Raw genomic sequence first — 17,528 nt, 5'->3', positions numbered from 1 at the left:
AGAAGTGAACCATCGTTAACTCACGGTGAACGAATGTCGCATAATTTTTCCGCCGATCAGGACCTCGCAGGCCCGGAGCGCCTTCGTGGCCGGGTCCCGGACGGTGATGTCGAGGGCGAACGCGGCGTCCGGGGTGGTGAATGCGGCGGTCCCGGTCCGCGGTCGACGAGGACCTCCTTGACCCGGATCGGGACGGCGTCCGCGCCGTCGACGGTGAGGTCTGTCAGAACGCCCCGTCGAGCCCGACGACCTCGGTCCTCACCGGGTCGTGGGGCTGCGAGCCGTCGGCCCTCAGCCCCACGACGGTGACGGCCGCACGGACGACGCCGGCCCGGCACGAGGATCTCTGTCCCCGTACCGGGCCGGCACCTGACATGAGCGGACTCACCTCATCCGGGTGGCCCACTCCTGCACCTTCTTGATCCGCTGCTGGATCTGCCCCGCCGTCGCCTCCGCGCTCGGCGGCCCTCCGCAGACCCGCCGCAGCTCGGTGTGGATCACCCCGTGCGGCTTGCCGCTCTGGTGCGTGTACGCCGACACCATCGTGTTGAGCTGCTTGCGCAGCCCCAGCAGCTGCTTGTGCGTGACCACCGGCCGGGCCTCCGCCGGCTTCTCCAGCAGATCGGCCTCCCCGGCCGGCTTCTGCCTGCTGTGCGCGATCTGCCGGGTCTGCCGCTTCTGCAGCAGCAACTGCACCTGGTCGGGTTCGAGCAGCCCGGGAATCCCCAGGTAGTCCTGCTCCTCCTCACTTCCCGGGTGCGCCTGCATGCCGAACTCGGCGCCGTCGTACAGCACCCGGTCGAAGACCGCGTCGGACTCCAGTGCCTCGAACGGCAGCTGGTCCTCGGTCTCCTCGTCCTCCAGGCGTTCCGCGTCGGCGAGAAGCTTGTCCTCCTCGGAGAACGGGTTCTCCTCGTCGCTGCCCTTCTTGGGCTTGTCGAGGACGTGGTCCCGCTCGACCTCCATCTCGTTCGCGAAGTCGAGGAGCATCGGAATGGTCGGTACGAAGACGGAAGCGGTCTCGCCGCGCCGGCGCGACCGCACGAAGCGTCCGACGGCCTGGGCGAAGAAGAGCGGGGTCGAGATGGTGGTGGCGTACACACCGACCGCGAGACGCGGCACGTCGACGCCCTCCGACACCATCCGGACCGCGACCATCCACCGCGAGTCGTCCTCGCTGAACTTGTCGATCTTCTTCGATGCGGCCTTCTCGTCGGAGAGGACCACGGTCGCCTTCTCGCCGGTGACCTTCTTGAGGATCTTGGCGTACTCGCGCGCGGACTCCTGGTCGGTGGCGATCACGAGCCCGCCCGCGTCCGGAATGCCCTTGCGCACTTCGGTCAGCCGCTTGTCGGCGGCCGCGAGGACGTTCGGGATCCAGTCGCCGGTGGGCGACAGCGCCGTCCGCCAGGCCTGGCCGATGGCGTCCTTGGTCATCGGCTCGCCGAGCCGGGCGGCGATCTCGTCACCGGCCTTGGTGCGCCAGCGCATGTTGCCGCTGTAGCTGAGGAAGATCACGGGGCGGACGACGCCGTCGGCCAGCGCGTTCCCGTAGCCGTAGGTGTAGTCGGCCGAGGAACGCCGGATCCCGTCGTTCCCCTCCTCGTACACGACGAACGGGATCGGGTTGGTGTCGGACCGGAACGGCGTACCGGTCAGCGCGAGCCGCCGGGTCGCCGGGTCGAACGCCTCCTGGCACGCCTCGCCCCAGGACTTCGAGTCACCGGCGTGGTGGATCTCGTCCAGGATCACGAGAGTCTTGCGCTGCTCGCACCGGTTGCGGTGCAGCATCGGGCGGACACCGACACCGGCGTACGTGACCGCGACCCCGTGGTACTCCTTGCTCACAGGTCCGGCGCTGTACTCGGGGTCGAGCTTGATCCCTATCCGGGCGGCCGCCTCCGCCCACTGCTTCTTCAGGTGCTCGGTCGGCGCGACGACGGTGATCTGCTGCACGACGTGGTGGTGCAGCAGCCATGACGCGAGGGTCAGCGCGAAGGTGGTCTTCCCTGCGCCGGGCGTGGCGACCGCGAGGAAGTCACGCGGCTGCTCCTGGATGTACTTCTCCATGGCGCCCTGCTGCCAGGCTCGCAGCTTACCGGCCGTGCCCCAGGGGGCCCGGCCGGGATAGGCGGGTGAGAGGTGGTGGGAGGCGGTAGTAGTCACGGTCTCCGGTTCGGGGCTCTCGGGTACGTGGGGCGCTGCCCGTACGGGCCGGGAGGGGCTCGTACGCGATACGACAACCGGGCCACCTTACCGGGGGCCCGGCCGGAACCCCGTACGAACGAGCCGTGGTTCGTCCCCGTTGAGACCCTCTTCACAAGGTGTGGCCACGCGGCGAATCGGGGCAGTTTCGCGGCGATGCCGGGCAGGTCGAGGGCGCCCTGGCACACGACCTGGGCGTTTCTGCACCCGACCACCGGCGCGTGGTTGCGTGTCAGGGACTCCATCGGCGCCGCGGCCTTCTGCCGGACGTCCGGCAGAAGCGTCCTGGCCGAAAACGCCGGCACGCGTGGTACCACGCGGTACTACGCCTTTTCCCGCACCCGGCCGGCGACCCACGCCCCCACCAGCGCCACCCCCGCCATCGGCAGGAACACCACCGCGAACGCCCCCGGATGCGCCCCCGACGCGCCCGCCTCCACCGAGTCGTGCACCGCCCCCACGGCGCCGCCGCCGAGCGCGGCGAACGCCGCACCCCCGGCCGCCAGCAGCAGCACATTCGAGAGCCCGTCGGAGATCTGGAGCGCTGCGGAGTTGGCGCCCGCCTCCTCCGGCGGCGACAGCTTCAGCAGCAGCACGCTCGTCGAAGCGATCACCATGCCCATGCCGAAGCACCCGACGGCCCAGGCGACCGCCACCGTCCACACCGGAACTCCCGCGATCAGCACCGACGGCGCGCCCGCGATCGCCGCGACGACGAGCACCATGCCGCCCACCATCAGCCGCTCCCGGTACGGCTCCAGGCGCGGCCGGGCCTGTACGTACGAGCCGAGCGCCCAGGTCCCGCCCCCGGCGGCGAGCGACAGCCCTGCCATCGTCGGGGACAGCCCGCGCTGCGTCACCAGCATCAGCGGCACGAAGGACTCGGCCGCGATGAACGACCCGGCGGCGATCCCGCGCAGCAGCACCACCGACGGCAGCCCACGCGCCGCCCGACCGGTGCCGACGGGCAGGAGCCCCCGTACGGCGGGAACGAGCAGAGCGACACCCGCGGCGGCCGGAATCAGCGCAAACCAATTCCGCTCCTGCCCCGCGTACTGCAGCAGACCGGCCCCCACCGAAATGGCGAGCGCCAGACCGATGCGCCGGCGGTCGTACGGTTCGACGGGCGCCGACCGATCAGCAGGCCCGGACGCCATGCGCCGGATCGCGGGCAGCGCGAGGGCCAGCGGGAAGACCACCAGAACCGGAATCCCGACGAAGACCCAGCGCCAGCCCAGATGCTCGGTCACGCTGCCGGAGGCGAGCGGCCCGACGACGGACGGGACGACCCAGCTCGCGGCGAAAGCGGCCATGATCGCCGGCCGGATCCGCTCCGGATAGGCCCGGCTGACCACCACGTACAACGCCACGATCACCAGCCCGCCACCGAGCCCCTGCACGGCCCGCCCCGCGATGAACATCCACATGCCGGCCGCCGTCCCCGACAGCAGCAGGCCGGCCCCGAAGGCACCGATCCCGGTGGCGAGCGGCGCCAGCGGCCCGCGCCGGTCCGCCCACTGCCCGGAGAGCACCATGGCGAAGAGGCTGGTGGTGAAGTACGCGGAGAACGCGAACGCGTAGAGCGGAATGCCGTGCAGCTCCCGGGCGGCGACCGGCATCGCGGTCCCGACGGCGGTCGCCTCGAAGGCGATCAGGAAGACGACGGAGACGATGCCGATGCTGAGCGCCCGATAGGTCCGGCCCAGTACCCCTTCGGACTCGGCGACGACGGGAGCGTCCACAGCACGGGGCGAGACATCGGCGTCACGCGGTTCGAGGGCGGTCATGAGCCCAAGAGTAAGGGGCAAGATCCGCTTTCGGCCCTGTCGTGAGGCGGTCGTGCACTCGTCCCTTGGTCGTAGGACCGGACGCCGAGCATGAACGCGGTATGGCAGTCGCATTGCAGCGCGGCCCGCACCCTTGAGCCCACCTCCCGTGGCCCCTACGGTCGACACATCAGCACGAAGCACCAGCACACGGCCGTGTGCCCGAGTGGTTCAGGGGCTCGACTGCAACTCGAGTTACACCGGTTCGAATCCGGTCACGGCCTCGCAGACGAAGCCGCCCGCCCCGGGGAAGTTCCGGGGCGGGCGGCTTTCCCGGGTCCGGGGCGCGGGCCACGGTGTCCTGACAGCGTTCTCCGCCGTGAACCCGGCCCTGCCCGACACGCCCTCGCTGCTGACCCGGCACTGCCGCCGACAGAAGCTCGGCCGGCGGGGCCGGCGATGCCATCCAGCGCACCGTCGACGTCGGCACGGCCGCGTACATGAACGACCTGAATGCCAGGGTCGATACCGAGACCCGCAACAATATGATCAACCACTACGACGACGGCCTTCAGCCGACTGCCCAGCAGTGGTACCGGAGCGGCATCAAGGACGCCGACATGAAGATGGGCGAGCGGTACTGATGAACAAGAAGAACCTGGTACTACCCGCAGTGCTCGTGGTCGCGGCAGCCGTCGTCGCCGCAATCCAGCTCTGGCCCAGCCCGCTGAAGGACCTCCGGGCGAAGAACCTCTGCCTGGGGATGCTCACGAAGGAGACAGCGGGCCTGCTCGACGACCACAAGGGCGGCAAGCTGGTCGTGGACGAGGACAAGGACGAGGACGCCGGAGCGGACCCGGTGTTCTCCACCATCTGCTTCGTCGGCCGCGAAACGAGCAAGGACACGACTCCCCGGGCCCAGTACACCCTCGACGTGCGGCCGGCCGGCACCCTCAACGAGCCCGCCAAGGACGCTGCCCCGGTCGGCGGCGGACACTCCGGCTGGATCGGGCCGCGCCAGAGCGAAGTCCAGCTCCCCGCCTCCTGCGCCGAGCCCATGGGAACCAGCGCCCCCCATGTCACCGTGACTCTGAAGGTCGCCCAAGGCGTCCTGGTCAAGGAGGACTGGGACACGGCAGCTCTGATCTCCAAGAGCCGCACCATCCTCCTGGAGGGCATCGGCAACCTCACCGAACAGTACGACTGCACGACATAGATTCCGGCCGGCGTCAGCGGGCGCCGTCGTCGTCCGCGGGCAACCGCCCGCGGCGTCTCCTCCCGCAGCACCCGGTCCAGCGACTCGACCGTCCAGCCGGCCCGTGACCGCTCTTGCCCCGCCCGGCCTCCCGCTCGGCAACGGCCCGCGGCTCGGGAGCGAGCACGACGTCGACGGGCTCGGAGTCGCGGACGTGGACGGTGTGGGGGCAGGTGGCAACCTCCACGCAGGCTTCGCCCTCGTTGCCGCTGTAGCTGGACTTGCGCCAGTCGTAGGCGACTTCGACGCAGGCGCCGCCTTCGTTGCCGCTGTAGCTGGACTTGAACCACGAGAGTTCGGGCCCTGTGGTCACAGTTGCCCGCCTTCGTGTTCCCTGCTTCTCACGCGCAGCCGAATCCTTCGCGAGTGCTCTGCTGATCAGCCGATGACCGGCAGAACAACCCGTCAACCACCCTGATGCCAGGCCTCATCGCCTTCGCTCGAACACGGGCTCAGCTGGTCGGCCCTTCACCGTACGAATGGCCCCCGTAGGGCGAGTTGGAGCCGCGAGGAGCGGTGGGAGGGGGGCCGAAGGCCGGCGGTGCGGGCTGATGCTGAGGCTGGGCTCGCTGGTACGGGTGCGGGTACGGAGGCTGGTACGGGTACGGGGTTGCACCCGTGGCCGCCTTGCGGCGGCGAGAGCGTACGGCCGGGACGGCAACCGCTGCACCGATGAGGGCGGCTGCGCCGGTGCCGAGTCCGATCCAGAGACCGGTGTTGCTAGTGTCGTCAGCCGGCGCCACAGCGGCTGGCTTGTCGTTGTCCTCCGAACCCCCCGTTGCCTTGGAGGGCTTGGCGGAGGGAGTGGGGGACTCAGCGGCCGCGAGGTCGGGGAGCGGGTATACGTCGGCAGGGCCGGGGTCACCGGGAGTCTTCAGGGCGATCCGCGGGCGGACAATGCCGTATCCGATGTAGTCGGAGCGCTCGGCACCACTGGTCGGGCCACCGGCGGTGTTGAGCATGACCCGCAGAACCTGATTGTTCGTCCAGTCCGGGTGCTTGGACCAGATCAGGGCGGCGGAGGCGGAGGCGAGGGCGGTCGCGTCGCTGGTTCCGCTGGTCTTGCAGAGCCCGGTCTTTCCACCGCAGGCGTGAACCATGTCGACACCGGGCGCTGAAAGATCTACCTGCGGTCCGTACTGAGACCACTCAGCCTTGTGGAGGCTCTTATCGACAGCTCCCACTCCGACAATGCCAGGCGTGCCGGCCGGGTACTGGACCCGGTTGCCTTCATCGCCACTATTTCCAACTCCGGCAAAGATAAGCGCCCCCTTCTGGAGGGCATATTTCACCGAATCTGAAACCTGTTGCGAACCCGTGCCGTACGCCAAGGAAATATTGATGACCTTTGCCCCGCGATCCACTGCATAGCGAATAGCGATGGGCAAGTCCCTATTAAAGTTCGCATCACCGGTGGCGCCATTGACGCGTCCAGCATCGTCTCTCATCCTGATTGGAAGGATCTTGGCCCCAGGAGCTAGGCCGAAAGCACCATTCCCGCCACTGGACTTACCCGTTCCGGCAATCAGTCCGGCCATTCCCGTTCCGTGGCCCTCATAGTCCGTGCGCTCATCCCCCGGAGAGTCGGGTGACATATCCTTCCCTTTGAGCACTTGCCCAACAAGGTCGGGGTTCGAAGAATCGACACCGGAGTCGATCACTGCAACAATGACGTTTTCTCCCGTGCTGGTCTCCCACATCCCCCCGGCTTTCATTACATCGAGGTACCACTGAAGCGACCGGGTGGAATCGGCGTATGCCGGTGTTGTCGCAAAACCTGCCGACAGTATTCCTATCATCACCGATAGGGCGGCCCAGCTACGACCAACGCGGATACTGCTGGTAGGCATCTGCTTCCCTCTTGCCGTTCCTTGTGTATCAGTCGATAACTGGGGGCACTACTCGTCGGCTGCCTTGCTGCCAGGTTTCTTCATCCTCGGTGAGGTAATCCGGCCGCCCACCACTCTCATCCCGCCGCGCCCCTTCAGACCGTGAGCCCGGAGTAGCAGTCCCGGTTCGTCCGGTCACGCCTGCTCCGCGAACCAAACCGGAGCCTCCTGGTGTGAACGGACGTCCACTGGAACGCCCCGGCTGCTGGGGCCGACCGCCGACGACGCCGCCGGTCTCCCCGGCCAAGCGGCGGCCCCCGGTAATGCCACCTTGGCCACTACCGGTCCCGGGCAATCCCCCGCCATGCCCCAGGGGCGCACGTCCGTGTACACCTTCTCCACCGACGACTGTGCTGCGAGGCAAACTCCCCGTCGGACGCCCCGAGGCCTGCGGAACAGGTTTGCCCCCAGTGATTCCACTTTCGCGAGGCACGCGTGGGATGGAACCGGATGCTGGCCCTGTCGGACTTCGCAGGGACGGCGTACGCATCCCACCGCCTCGTCCATCACCGATCTGACTCGAGGGGACGGCCCAACCTCCACCAACCGCAGGAGTAAGCGTGCTTCCTGGCTGCGTGGCACCCCCCTCTGGCTTTGCCGCCGTCGACGGACCTGAGGGGCCAACGATGGACTGTCCTGGAGCGTCCGGCAGGGTTGCCAGACCGTCAATCCCCATGTCAGCCGGGCTGGCTGTTACGGGGCTTGCAACGCGTGCTGAGGAACTGCTCGCCAACCCGGCACCGCTGATGTGGGCTGCTGAAGCTGGTGTGCCACTGCCGGATACCTGTCCGCTGCTTCCCCCTGGGCTGGCACCAGGCAGCACGTCCTCTGAATGTCTGTCGACTGACCTGGTGTCCTCCGGCGAGATCGCCTGCGGCGGCGGCGGAAAGACCGGCTTCTCCAACGCGCCCATCTGCGAAGACGAGAACGAGTACGTCTGCGCCAGCCTCCGCATCTGCGCAGCCGCCTCCTGCCGGTCCCTCTCCTTCGTCGACAACAGCGCCGCCGCAGCCTCCTTGTCCGCTGCCGAAGCGCCCGAGTCCTTGCCTACCGCCCTGGCCGCGTCCAGGCCGGCCTGGTCGCCCGGCTCCGTGCGGGGGATCGATGCCTGAGCCGAGGCGATGGCTCCGGATGCCTCGGCCAGCCATTTCGACGCACCTTCGCTGTAGGCGCCCAGGCGCAGCGTCGCGTTGGCCAGGTCTGCGCTCCAGGTGCGGAAGGCATCAGCGCCTGTGCCCTTCCACTCGACCCACTGCGGACGGATCTTCAGGTCCTCCGCGATCTTGCGGATCTCCTCCGATGCGTGGCGCAATTTATCCGCCGCCCCCTGCACCGCTCCGCTGTTCGCCTGGTCCAGCCACTCCAGCATCCGCTCGTGGGACATGTTCTCGAACGACGTACCCGAGCCGCTCCCCGTCTGACCCATACCGTCGCTCTCCCTATCCCCGTGCTCTGTCGGTCATCGACGTCGCCATCAGGCGGTCCCGGCGCTCTCGTCGGGCGCGGGCTTCTCAGCCGTCGGATGGTCGCCGTTCTGCTTCGCAGCGGCCATTCCCGGGTCGTACTCGCCGCCGTAGTGTTCCTGCATGCTGCTCCTGATCGCGAGCATGCGTTCACGGACGTCCAGGTCGACGTGCTCGTAACCCTTGTGCGACGCGAGGACCGCGATACCCATTCCCTCTATGGAGTCCGACAGCAGTCCGGACAGCTGCTCCAGCTCCGTGATCACCGTCTTGTACGTGTGGTGCAGGGCGTCTGCCTCGGCCCACTGGCCCTTCTCGCCGCCGAACTGGGCGCGCGACATCCGGTCCTCGCCGAGCTTCCTGGCATCGGCCGGCGAGCCCTTGAGGTCCTTCAGGAGCTCATCGATCCGGTCGCGGAACTTGGTGAACGACGAGAGCTCGGTGACCAGTTCACCGACCGCGTTCTGCGCGAAGTCGAAAACCGACCCGAACGGCACTCCTGGCGCGTCCGTCGATCCCCCAGGGTCACTCGGCAGCACTGAACTCTCCCCCGTATGCGGCTGGTTACAGCGTGGGCACCACTGTAGTCAGCATCACCGACACCGTGCATCCCATCGTTGCACATGCAACCCAGTTCGCACCGTCGGTTCTGAGCCTAGGAGTTGGTGGCTGCCACCGCCGCCTGGGGCCTGATCGGGAGGCGGTTTATCGGGCGGCCCGTTGCTGCACGGACTGCCGCGGCCACCGCTGCCGGGGACGTGACCACCGGGACCGCCGAGGCCGGCTTGGCGCCGAAGGGGGCCACTACGTCTCGTTCTTCGACAAGTTTGACGATGCGAATATCGGGGGCGTCAAGGGAGGTGGGCAGGGCGTAACCCGTGAGGTCGGGGTGGCGGATCACACCGCGGGTCGTGCGGAGGTTCTCCGACAGGGCCGCGCCGATGCCCTGGGTGATGCCTGCTTCGATACGGGTCGCCAGTTGGGACGGGTTGAGGATCCGGCCCACGTCCTGGGCCACGGCCATCTCGACCACACGGATCGACCCGAGTTCGATGTCGACGTCCACAACCGCGCGGATCGCGCAGAAGGCGAGACCGACGAACGCGTCGCCCTGGCCGGACTCGTCGAGCGGCTCGGTCGGGTGGGGTCGGCACTGGGCGGTGGCCCAGAGTTCCTTGCCGTCCATCGCCTCCGTGACCGTCGTGGACAGCACCCCGTCGTACGAGGTGATCTTGCCGTCCGTGATCTGGAGCAGTTCGGTGGACATGCCGAACTTGTGGGCCAGGGGCTGGAGGAGCTGGGTGCGGACCATCTTGGCGGCGCGTTCCACCGCTCCGGCGGAGACCCAGGTGTGGCGGCCGTGTGTGGACGGGCCCGCCGGGGGCTGGTCGGTGTCGACCGCGGCCACGTGGACCTCTTCGATGCCCAGGGTCTCCTGGACGACCTGGCGGGCCAGGGTGCTGAAGCCCTGGCCGGTTTCGACCGCGGCGCAGATGACCGTGGCGACACCGTTGTGGACCCTGACCGTGGCGGTGGAGACCTCGTCCGTGCCTTCGGCTCCGAGCATGTGGACCATGCCGAGTGCGTAGCCGACGCCGCGGCGTACGGCGCCGGGTTCGCCTGCGCCCTCCGGGCCGCCGGGGAGCAGCCAGTCGTCCTCCGGGGAGTCCTTGGGGAGCGCGGGGAGCGGGACGTCCCGTACCGCACGCAGGAGTTCGGCCACGGGGGCGGGGCACGTCACTGTCTGGCCGGTCGGGAGGATGTCGCCGGTGGAGAGCGAGTTGCGGAGGCGGAGTTCGGCCGGGTCGATGCCGAGTTTGGTGGCCAGCTTGTCCATCTGGCCCTCGTACGCCGCGCAGACCTGCATGGCGCCCTCACCGCGCACATGGCCGGACGGCGGGTTGTTGGTACGGACCGCCCAGCCCTCGATGAAGGCGTGCGGGACGACGTACGGACCGCAGGCGAACGCGACCGCGGCGGCCAGGGACTCGGACGAGGCGTCGGCGTACGCGCCCGCGTCGAGGAGGACCTGCGCCTCGACCTTGACCAGCCTGCCTTCTGCGTCCGCGTGGTGGCGGTAGCGGAGCAGCGTCGGGTGGCGGTGGGCGTGGCCGAGGAAGGACTCCTCGCGGGTGGCGGCCAGTTTGACCGGGCAGCCGGTGCGCAGGGCGAGCAGGCCGAGCGGGAGCTGGAAGCCCGGGTCCTCGCGGTCGCCGGTCGCGCCGGGAACGCCGGTGACGACGATCTTCACCCGGTCCGGTTCGAGGCCGAAGCAGGCGGCGGCGAGGTCGCGGTCGGTGTGCGGGTCGGTGGAGGCGGTGTAGATCTCCACACCGCCGTCGGGGCGCGGCACGGCGAGGCCGGCCTCGGCGCCGATCGGGGCGGGGTCCTGGCGGCCGATGCGGTACAGGCCCTCGACGATGACGTCGCCCGTGATGTCCGGGTCGCCGTAGCGCAGCGGGATGTGGCGGATGAGGTTGCCGTCGGGGTGCAGGGGCTCCGCGGCGAACGCCTTCTCCGGGTCGGTGACCGGTTCGAGGACGTCGTACTCGACGACGATCGCCGCTGCGGCGAGGCGGGCCGTGTCGGGGTGGTCGGCGGCGACCGCGGCGATCGGTTCGCCGTGGTGGCGGACCAGTTCGGAGGCGAAGACGGGGCGGTCGACGACCCGGCGTCCGTACGCCCCGTCGCCGGGGACGTCCTCGTGGGTGACGACCGCACGTACGCCCGGCATCTCCGCGGCGCCCGTGGTGTCGATGGACAGGATGCGGGCGTGCGGGTGCGGGGAACGGAGCACGGCCGCCCAGAGCAGTCCCTCGGCCCAGAGGTCGGCCGCGTACGGGAACGTGCCCTCGGTCTTGGCACGGGCGTCGGCGGGCGGCAGTGAGGCGCCGATGCCGAGCACGGGCGGCTCGGCACCGGGGCCGTCCACCGGCGGAATGGTGAGCGCCGTGTGGGTTGCGGTGGCTGCGTCGTTGCTCACGCCATGCCTCCGTCCTGCAGATGGGGCTGGACACTACCGGCACCGGGCGCCGCCTGGTGCGGGATGCGGGCCTCGGTGGAATGCGCATCCGCGGTGGCGGCGCCGGGCTCCCTGGCCGCCTCGGTGCTCGCCTCGCGGCCCGCGATGACCTCGTTCACGGCGTCCAGGACCCCGCGATAACCGGAGCAGCGGCAGAGGTTGCCGCAGAGCGCCTGGCGGGTCTCCAGTTCGCTGGGGGCGTGGTTGCCCTCCAGCAGATCATGGATGGTCATGGCCATGCCGGGGATGCAGAAGCCGCACTGGACGGCGCCGCAGTCGGCCAGGGCGCGCTGCACGTCGGACGGCTCGCCGTCGACGGCCAGGCCCTCGACCGTACGGACCTCGCTGCCCTCCGCGGTGGCCGCGGGGACCAGGCAGGAGGCGACGAGGCGGCCGTCGACCTGGACGTTGCAGGCACCGCACTCGCCCTGCGAGCAGCCGTCCTTGGCTCCGGCGAGGCCGAGTCGCTCACGGAGCACATAGAGCAGGGACTCGCCGATCCAGGCGTCCGTGACGGGGCGGTCGGCGCCGTTCACATGCAGGACGTAGGAGGCGGACGGGTGCTCGCTGGGTGTGTCGAGAGGGGTGTCGGGGGGTGTGTCGAAGGTGGTGTCATGAGGGGGGTCGTCGGTGGGGAGGGCCTGCTCGGGAGCGTCCGTGGTGTCGGCCACGGGCTCCGCCGGCGGCTCGGCTGTTTCCGCCGCGGTGGCGTCCGGGGCCGGGACCTGTGTGATGTCCGTGCCCGACGCCGGGGTGTCCGCCGCACCCTCCGCGGCCGTCCCGGAAACCTCGGGAGCCTCCGGCTGCGTCGCCCACGGCGCGGGCGCGCCACCCGGCAGCGTGGCCGGTGGCGTCCGGTCCGCGTACCACTGGGACGCCGGCGCCGAGGCCGCGAACTCGCCGGACTCCTCCGGCAGGTCGCCGTCGGCGACCGGGATCGTCCACTGGCCGGTGTGGCCTGAGGTTTCGGCAGCCGTCGCCTCGGCGAAGTTCCACTGGCCGGTCGAGGCCGACGTCTCGCCCTGCTGCGGGTACTGCTCGTGCTGCGGGTACTCCGGAAGCTGTTGGTGCTGCTGGTGCTGCTGTTCGTTCGGGTCCGGCCAGTGCACCGCGCCCGTCGCCTGCTGCTCCGGCTCCTGGTCCTGCGTGCTCTGCGTCTGCACGACCCAGCTGCCCGTCGCCGCCGGGTCGAGCCCGGCCGCGGGGGTCAGCGGCACGATCATCGGCGGTACGTAGCCCTGGCCGGGAGCGGCCAGCGGGATGTTCGCCAGGTCCTCCGGGGGCAGCTGGACGAAGGCGGTCGCCTCGGCGTCGTACTCACCGCCCTGCGCGGTCGGCTGCCAGCCGCCGTGCTGGTCGGCGGCGCCCTCGTTGTTCCTGTTGTCGGCGTTGCTGTTGCTCACGACAGTGCCCTCCCCAGCGCGCGTCGAGCGAGCGCGGCGACCGTGCGCCGCAGATGCAGTACGGCGGGGGGCAGCGGCGGCGCCTCTCCCCCGTCGGCGAGCGGCGGCTGGTCCGGGATGCAGGCGGCGGCGACGTACTCACCGAAGGCGGCCAGCGCGTCGGGCGCCAGGCCCCGTTCGCCGTCCCAGTCGATCAGCGAGGCGATCCAGCGCTCGGCCTCCAGCGGACGCAGCGGCATCGGCGCGATGGCGCCGACCGCGCAGCGCACCCCGCGCCGGGCCGGATCGAGGACGATTGCGACGGAAGCGGTGGCGCGGCCGGGGCCGGTGCGGCCGGTCGCCTTGAGGAAGACCTGGGGGGCGTGCAGCAGCGGTACGCGGATGAAGCCGATCAGCTCCGCGGGTTCGAGCATCTCCCGGCCGGCCAGCAGATGCGAGACGGGGATCTCGCGGCGGGCACCATCGGGACCCGCGATGACGAGCTCCGCCTCCAGGGCGGCGAGCACGGGAAGGGCGTCGCCGGTCGGGGCCGCGCTGGCGATGTTGCCGCCGAGCGTCCCGGCGTTACGGATCTGGGGCGGGCCCGCGGCGCGCGCGGACGCGGCCAGGGCGGGGATCAGTGCGGCGAAGTCGGGCCGGCCCATGCGTGCGTGGGTGAGTCCGGCGCCGAGCAGGGCGTGACCGTCCTGGTAGTGCCAGCCTCGGAGCTCGCTGATGCGGCCGAGGCCGACGAGTCCGGAGGGACGCAGCAGCCCTTTGTTGACGGCCGACATCAGGTCCGTGCCGCCGGCCACGGGAACGGCGGCGGGCATGGCGCCGAGTGCCGCCACGGCCTCGTCGAGCGAGGCGGGCAGAGTCACCGTCTGCGTCGCCTGCGGTGCGTGCGTGGTCAACCCAGCTGCCCCTTCCCGGTGTCCCGGTGTCCCGCTTGTTTCGCCGTACGGTACGTGCTCAAAGCCCGGACGTGGCAACTCTGGCACATCTTCCGATCGGACCGACGCGAGGGTCCGCGAAGGGCGCATCCGCCCCTGACCTGGGGGATGCTCCCCTTTCGCGCCCCTTATGCGCAGAGTGTGAATTGCCACTCTTCGGTAACCCTTGTACGACTTATTCCCTTCCGGGGAAGCGCGGTTCCGGCAGGGCCGGCGAGAGCGCTTCCGGCCACCACGGTCCCAGGAACCGCGGTGGCCCGGGCCCGGTCCGCGAGCGGGATCACACGTTCGGGGGCGCCCCCTCGATCGGACGTCCGAGGATGCCGGGGCGCTTCTGCCACGGCAACGGGCCGCCCGGCGGGCGGTAATCGACGCCGAGCGCGTCAAGTCGGGCGTAGTGCGCGGTCATCCGGCGCTCGAAGTCGGCGAAGTCCCGGTCGGCGGAGATGGGCAGTGCCGACCAGGCGACCTCCGCGAACGCCGCGAGCCGCGGAAAGACCTGGTAGTCGACGCGGGACCGGTTCTGCATGACCTCGGTCCACACGTTGGCCTGGGTGCCCAGGATGTGACGGGTCGCCTCGTCGGTCAGGCCCGGCGGTACGGGTTCGAAGCGGTAGACGTCCTCCAGGGTGCGTACGTACCCGATGGGGATCGGCTCGTCGGGACCGCCGTGTTGACGGTGGTCCAGATAGACCTGCTGCTCCGGGCACATCACGACGTCGTGCCCGGCCTCGGCGGCGGCGATGCCACCCGCGTACCCGCGCCACGACGACACCGCCGCGCCGTCCGCGAGGCCGCCTTCGAGAATCTCGTCCCAGCCGATGAGGCGGCGGCCGCGCGCGGTGAGCCAGCTGTCGAAGTGCCTGATGAACCAGGACTGCAGCTCCTCCTCGTCGGCCAGGCCGAGTTCCTTGATCCGGGCCTGGGCGGCCGGGGACGCCTTCCACTGGTCCTTGGGACATTCGTCGCCGCCGATGTGGATGAACGGCGAGGTGGCGGCAGGGAAGAGATCGAGGATCTCCTCGAAGACGCCCTCGTAGAAGCGGAGGGTGTGGTCGGTGGGGGCGAGCACGTTCGGAGTGACGCCCCAGGTGTCCCAGACGGAGAGGGTGGTGGTGTCGATGACGTCGGTGTTGCCCAGTTCCGGGTAGGCGCTGATGGCAGCCTGCGAGTGGCCCGGGATGTCGATCTCGGGGACGACACGGATATGCCGCTCGGCGGCGTACGCGACGATCTCGCGGATGTCGTCCTGCGTGTAGTGACCGCCGTACGGGGTCTCGTCCCACAGCTCCGACGCCCGGTGCCCGTGCTTGGTACGGGTGCGCCAGGAACCGATCTCGGTGAGCTTCGGGAAGCGCTTGATCTCCACCCGCCATCCCTGGTCGTCGGTGAGATGGAAGTGGAAGACGTTCAGCTTGTGGGCGGCGAGGAGGTCGAGGTAGCGCAGGATGTCGTCCTTGGGCAGGAAGTGCCGTGAGACGTCGAGCATCAGGCCGCGCCAGGAGAACCGGGGGCGGTCCTCGACGGTGCAGCCCGGGACGCGCCACTGCCGCTCCGGGTCCATGGGGGCCCGCCGGTAGGCGTCGGGGCCCAGGAGTTGGCGCAGGGTCTGCGTACCCCAGTGGACTCCGGCCGCGCCGCCGCCCAGCACGGTGACGCCGTCGCCGTCCACGGACAGCCGGTACCCCTCGGGGCCCAGCTCCGCGGCCACCTCGGGATCGGTCCGCAGGCGGATCGCGTTCCCGTTGTCGGCCTTGCCCGGCGCCAGCGGCAGCCCGGTCGCGGCGGCGAGGGTGCCGCACAGGTGGCGTGCGATGCGCTCCGTGCCCGGTTGCGCAACGACAACAGTGTCCTGATCAAGAACGAAGCCGGCCGTGGAGTTCGTGGCGCGCAGCGGCGCCGGAATCAGACCCTCGATGTCCATGACGTCAGTCCTTAACCGCTCCGCCCGGTTCCGCGACCGGGCGTCGCTGTACGAGTACGAAGAAGACCAGCAAGGGGATGGCCATCGCCGTCGAGGGTATGCCGCAGTGGATCGACCGGTCCGAGGGTCCTGGGTGTTGCGGAGTTCGTCGGGTGGTGGCGGGATGTCGTGCTGCAGGTGCGTGACCCCAACGCAGGCCCGCGGCAAGGTCCGCGCTCTCGAGCCACGGCATGCGGAGCGATCGTCACCCCCGGTGGATCAGCACGTGGATCAGCACGTGGGGTCGCCGGCGGGGCGCGATCCGGGCCAAAGCCACCGAACACGGCCGGGCGGGCGACGTGCGTGCGGGGCGGGCGCCGCCTCGCCAACTCCCGTCACCGCCTTGACGACACCTCGACCGGGCCCGTCGGCTCACCCGTGCCGCGCGTGGGCACCGGTACAGCCCGCGCCACGCACCCGGGACGACGGCTGCACGCAGAACCCCCCACGCAGAACCCCCGGGGCGCGCATCAGCGCACTCCGGGGGTTCGGCCGAACGGTCTGCGGACGGGCTACTTCTTGTCCTTGCCGCCCTTGCCCTTGTCGCCACCGGCGCCCATGGACTCGTAGATCTCCTTGCACATGGGACAGACCGGATACTTCTTGGGGTCGCGCCCCGGCACCCAGACCTTTCCGCACAGTGCGACCACGGGGGTGCCCTCCAGGGCACTCGCCATGATCTTGTCCTTCTGGACGTAATGGGCGTAGCGCTCGTGGTCGCCGTCGCCGCTCGACACCTGCGGCGTCGGCTCTACGAGGGTCCCCGTACCTGCCCCGCGCTCGGGCTCAAGAGTGCTCATAACAGCCAGGGTACTGAAAGCCCCGCGGTTCAGTTGAGCGAAGGGTCGTCCGGGTAGGTGGCGATCATGGCGAGTTCGCTGCGCTGACGGCGCAGGACCGCCCGCCACAGATGTTCCGGACGCGGCGAGGAGACGTCTCCGGGCTCCGACTCCACCACGTACCAGGCGCCCTCGGTCAGCTCCGTCTCCAGCTGCCCGGGGCCCCAGCCCGCGTACCCCGCGAAGATCCGCAGTGAGCCGAGCGCCGCGGCCAGCAGTTCCGGTGGCGCCTCCAGGTCCACCAGGCCGATCGCCCCGTACACCCTGCGCCAGCCGAGCGGCCCCTCGTCGCCGGGGATCACCGCGACGCCGAGCGCCGAGTCGAGGGAGACCGGACCGCCCTGGAAGACGACGTCCGGTTCGCCGGTCAGGCCGGCCCAGGACTCGAGGATGTCACCGACGCCGACCGGGGTGGGGCGGTTCAGGACGACGCCGAGTGAGCCCTCCTCGTCGTGGTCGAGGAGCAGCACCACCGCGCGGTCGAAATTCGGGTCCGCGAGGGCGGGTGTGGCCACGAGCAGTCGCCCTGTGAGCGAGGACACCTCGGTCATGGCAGAAATGATCCCGCATCTTCGCCCTCCATGGGGACCAAGTGACGCGCCGGGCCGACGAGCGAGCCCGAGCGCAGCTCAGGGCGTACGGGTGCGTGGGGAGCGAACGGCCCGGGAGGCGCGTGGGCGCGGTGACCCTCCGCGAGGCGTGGCGAGCAGAGCGTGTTGTGGCTGATTCATGACGTTCGTACACCCCCCGCCGCCTTATGGAACGGGGGTGGAAGGCCATTACCCTTTCGG

The 17,528-nt window shown here is 70.0% G+C and carries 14 protein-coding genes, 1 tRNA gene and 2 pseudogenes; 4 read left to right on the top strand and 13 right to left on the bottom strand.

The genetic code is table 11. The annotated features are described in order from the left end of the window. Positions 1 to 223: 223 nt before the first annotated feature. The 3 genes from OG972_RS25450 to OG972_RS25440 form a co-directional block, all read right to left on the bottom strand. Positions 224 to 376, bottom strand: coding sequence for a hypothetical protein (locus OG972_RS25450; protein ID WP_266985116.1), 153 nt, complete (start codon positions 374 to 376; stop codon positions 224 to 226). Positions 377 to 384: 8 nt separating this feature from the next. Further along, complete coding sequence (locus OG972_RS25445; protein ID WP_266985115.1) at positions 385 to 2,166, bottom strand: DEAD/DEAH box helicase; 1,782 nt, start codon at positions 2,164 to 2,166, stop codon at positions 385 to 387. A 362-nt stretch (positions 2,167 to 2,528) separates the two neighbouring features. Then, complete coding sequence (locus tag OG972_RS25440; RefSeq protein ID WP_266985113.1) at positions 2,529 to 3,992, bottom strand: MFS transporter; 1,464 nt, start codon at positions 3,990 to 3,992, stop codon at positions 2,529 to 2,531. Between the two features lie 191 nt (positions 3,993 to 4,183). Between OG972_RS25440 and OG972_RS25435 the strand changes: the two genes are divergently transcribed. From OG972_RS25435 to OG972_RS25425, 3 genes are all read left to right on the top strand, one after another. After that, a tRNA-Cys gene (locus OG972_RS25435) sits at positions 4,184 to 4,255 on the top strand. Between the two features lie 216 nt (positions 4,256 to 4,471). Then, positions 4,472 to 4,615, top strand: coding sequence for a hypothetical protein (locus OG972_RS25430; RefSeq protein ID WP_266985111.1), 144 nt, complete (start codon positions 4,472 to 4,474; stop codon positions 4,613 to 4,615). Beyond that, a complete protein-coding gene (locus OG972_RS25425; protein ID WP_266985109.1) occupies positions 4,615 to 5,187 on the top strand; it encodes a hypothetical protein in 573 nt (190 codons plus the stop codon). The genes OG972_RS25430 and OG972_RS25425 overlap by 1 nt, the downstream gene beginning before the upstream one ends. 178 nt (positions 5,188 to 5,365) lie before the next feature. On the opposite strand, the pseudogene OG972_RS25420 reads toward OG972_RS25425, so the two are convergent. After that, positions 5,366 to 5,539: pseudogene (locus OG972_RS25420) on the bottom strand (DUF397 domain-containing protein); the annotation flags it as partial. Between the two features lie 139 nt (positions 5,540 to 5,678). Beyond that, positions 5,679 to 7,025 carry a type VII secretion-associated serine protease mycosin gene (gene mycP, locus OG972_RS25415; protein ID WP_266985107.1) on the bottom strand — a complete coding sequence of 449 codons (1,347 nt, stop codon included), beginning with the start codon at positions 7,023 to 7,025 and terminating at the stop codon, positions 5,679 to 5,681. A gap of 941 nt (positions 7,026 to 7,966) precedes the next feature. On the opposite strand from mycP, the gene OG972_RS25410 reads away from it, so the two are divergent. Further along, a complete protein-coding gene (locus OG972_RS25410) occupies positions 7,967 to 8,227 on the top strand; it encodes a hypothetical protein (RefSeq protein WP_266985105.1) in 261 nt (86 codons plus the stop codon). A gap of 362 nt (positions 8,228 to 8,589) precedes the next feature. Here the strand turns inward: OG972_RS25410 and OG972_RS25405 are convergent, their stop codons facing one another. The 8 genes and pseudogenes from OG972_RS25405 to OG972_RS25370 all read right to left on the bottom strand — a co-directional run bounded on the left by OG972_RS25405 (position 8,590) and on the right by OG972_RS25370 (position 17,288). After that, positions 8,590 to 9,075: a hypothetical protein gene (locus tag OG972_RS25405; RefSeq protein ID WP_266985103.1), complete on the bottom strand. Its 486-nt coding sequence runs from the start codon at positions 9,073 to 9,075 to the stop codon at positions 8,590 to 8,592. 158 nt (positions 9,076 to 9,233) lie between these two features. Next, positions 9,234 to 11,561, bottom strand: coding sequence for a xanthine dehydrogenase family protein molybdopterin-binding subunit (locus OG972_RS25400; RefSeq protein ID WP_266985101.1), 2,328 nt, complete (start codon positions 11,559 to 11,561; stop codon positions 9,234 to 9,236). Next, positions 11,558 to 13,003, bottom strand: a complete 1,446-nt coding sequence (locus tag OG972_RS25395) for a 2Fe-2S iron-sulfur cluster-binding protein (protein WP_266985099.1) — start codon at positions 13,001 to 13,003, stop codon at positions 11,558 to 11,560. Before OG972_RS25395 ends, OG972_RS25400 begins: the two co-directional genes overlap by 4 nt. Then, positions 13,000 to 13,896 (bottom strand): xanthine dehydrogenase family protein subunit M, encoded by an 897-nt coding sequence (locus tag OG972_RS25390; RefSeq protein ID WP_266985097.1) that lies wholly within the window; start codon positions 13,894 to 13,896, stop codon positions 13,000 to 13,002. Before OG972_RS25390 ends, OG972_RS25395 begins: the two co-directional genes overlap by 4 nt. A gap of 319 nt (positions 13,897 to 14,215) precedes the next feature. Continuing rightward, positions 14,216 to 15,859 (bottom strand): beta-N-acetylhexosaminidase, encoded by a 1,644-nt coding sequence (locus OG972_RS25385; RefSeq protein WP_266985095.1) that lies wholly within the window; start codon positions 15,857 to 15,859, stop codon positions 14,216 to 14,218. Between the two features lie 4 nt (positions 15,860 to 15,863). Further along, positions 15,864 to 15,953 (bottom strand): annotated as a pseudogene (locus tag OG972_RS25380) (carbohydrate ABC transporter permease); the annotation flags it as partial. 457 nt (positions 15,954 to 16,410) lie between these two features. Then, complete coding sequence (locus OG972_RS25375; protein WP_266985093.1) at positions 16,411 to 16,698, bottom strand: DUF3039 domain-containing protein; 288 nt, start codon at positions 16,696 to 16,698, stop codon at positions 16,411 to 16,413. Between the two features lie 29 nt (positions 16,699 to 16,727). Further along, complete coding sequence (locus tag OG972_RS25370; RefSeq protein WP_266985091.1) at positions 16,728 to 17,288, bottom strand: YqgE/AlgH family protein; 561 nt, start codon at positions 17,286 to 17,288, stop codon at positions 16,728 to 16,730. Positions 17,289 to 17,528: the final 240 nt, after the last annotated feature.

This window comes from Streptomyces sp. NBC_01669, from assembly GCF_026339735.1.
Classification (GTDB): domain Bacteria; phylum Actinomycetota; class Actinomycetes; order Streptomycetales; family Streptomycetaceae; genus Streptomyces; species Streptomyces yanii.
The sequence above is the reverse complement of the archived record's forward strand: the minus strand, read 5'-3'. Positions and strand labels throughout refer to the sequence as shown.

Bases quoted from the DNA above. Each gene is read 5' to 3' on its own strand.
- OG972_RS25440 (WP_266985113.1), bottom strand. From the start codon at position 3,992: ATGACCGCCCTCGAACCGCGTGACGCCGATGTCTCGCCCCGTGCTGTG.
- OG972_RS25370 (WP_266985091.1), bottom strand. From the start codon at position 17,288: ATGACCGAGGTGTCCTCGCTCACAGGGCGACTGCTCGTGGCCACACCC.
- OG972_RS25430 (WP_266985111.1), top strand. From the start codon at position 4,472: ATGAACGACCTGAATGCCAGGGTCGATACCGAGACCCGCAACAATATG.
- OG972_RS25450 (WP_266985116.1), bottom strand. From the start codon at position 376: ATGTCAGGTGCCGGCCCGGTACGGGGACAGAGATCCTCGTGCCGGGCC.
- mycP (WP_266985107.1), bottom strand. From the start codon at position 7,025: ATGATAGGAATACTGTCGGCAGGTTTTGCGACAACACCGGCATACGCC.
- OG972_RS25385 (WP_266985095.1), bottom strand. From the start codon at position 15,859: ATGGACATCGAGGGTCTGATTCCGGCGCCGCTGCGCGCCACGAACTCC.
- OG972_RS25375 (WP_266985093.1), bottom strand. From the start codon at position 16,698: ATGAGCACTCTTGAGCCCGAGCGCGGGGCAGGTACGGGGACCCTCGTA.
- OG972_RS25425 (WP_266985109.1), top strand. From the start codon at position 4,615: ATGAACAAGAAGAACCTGGTACTACCCGCAGTGCTCGTGGTCGCGGCA.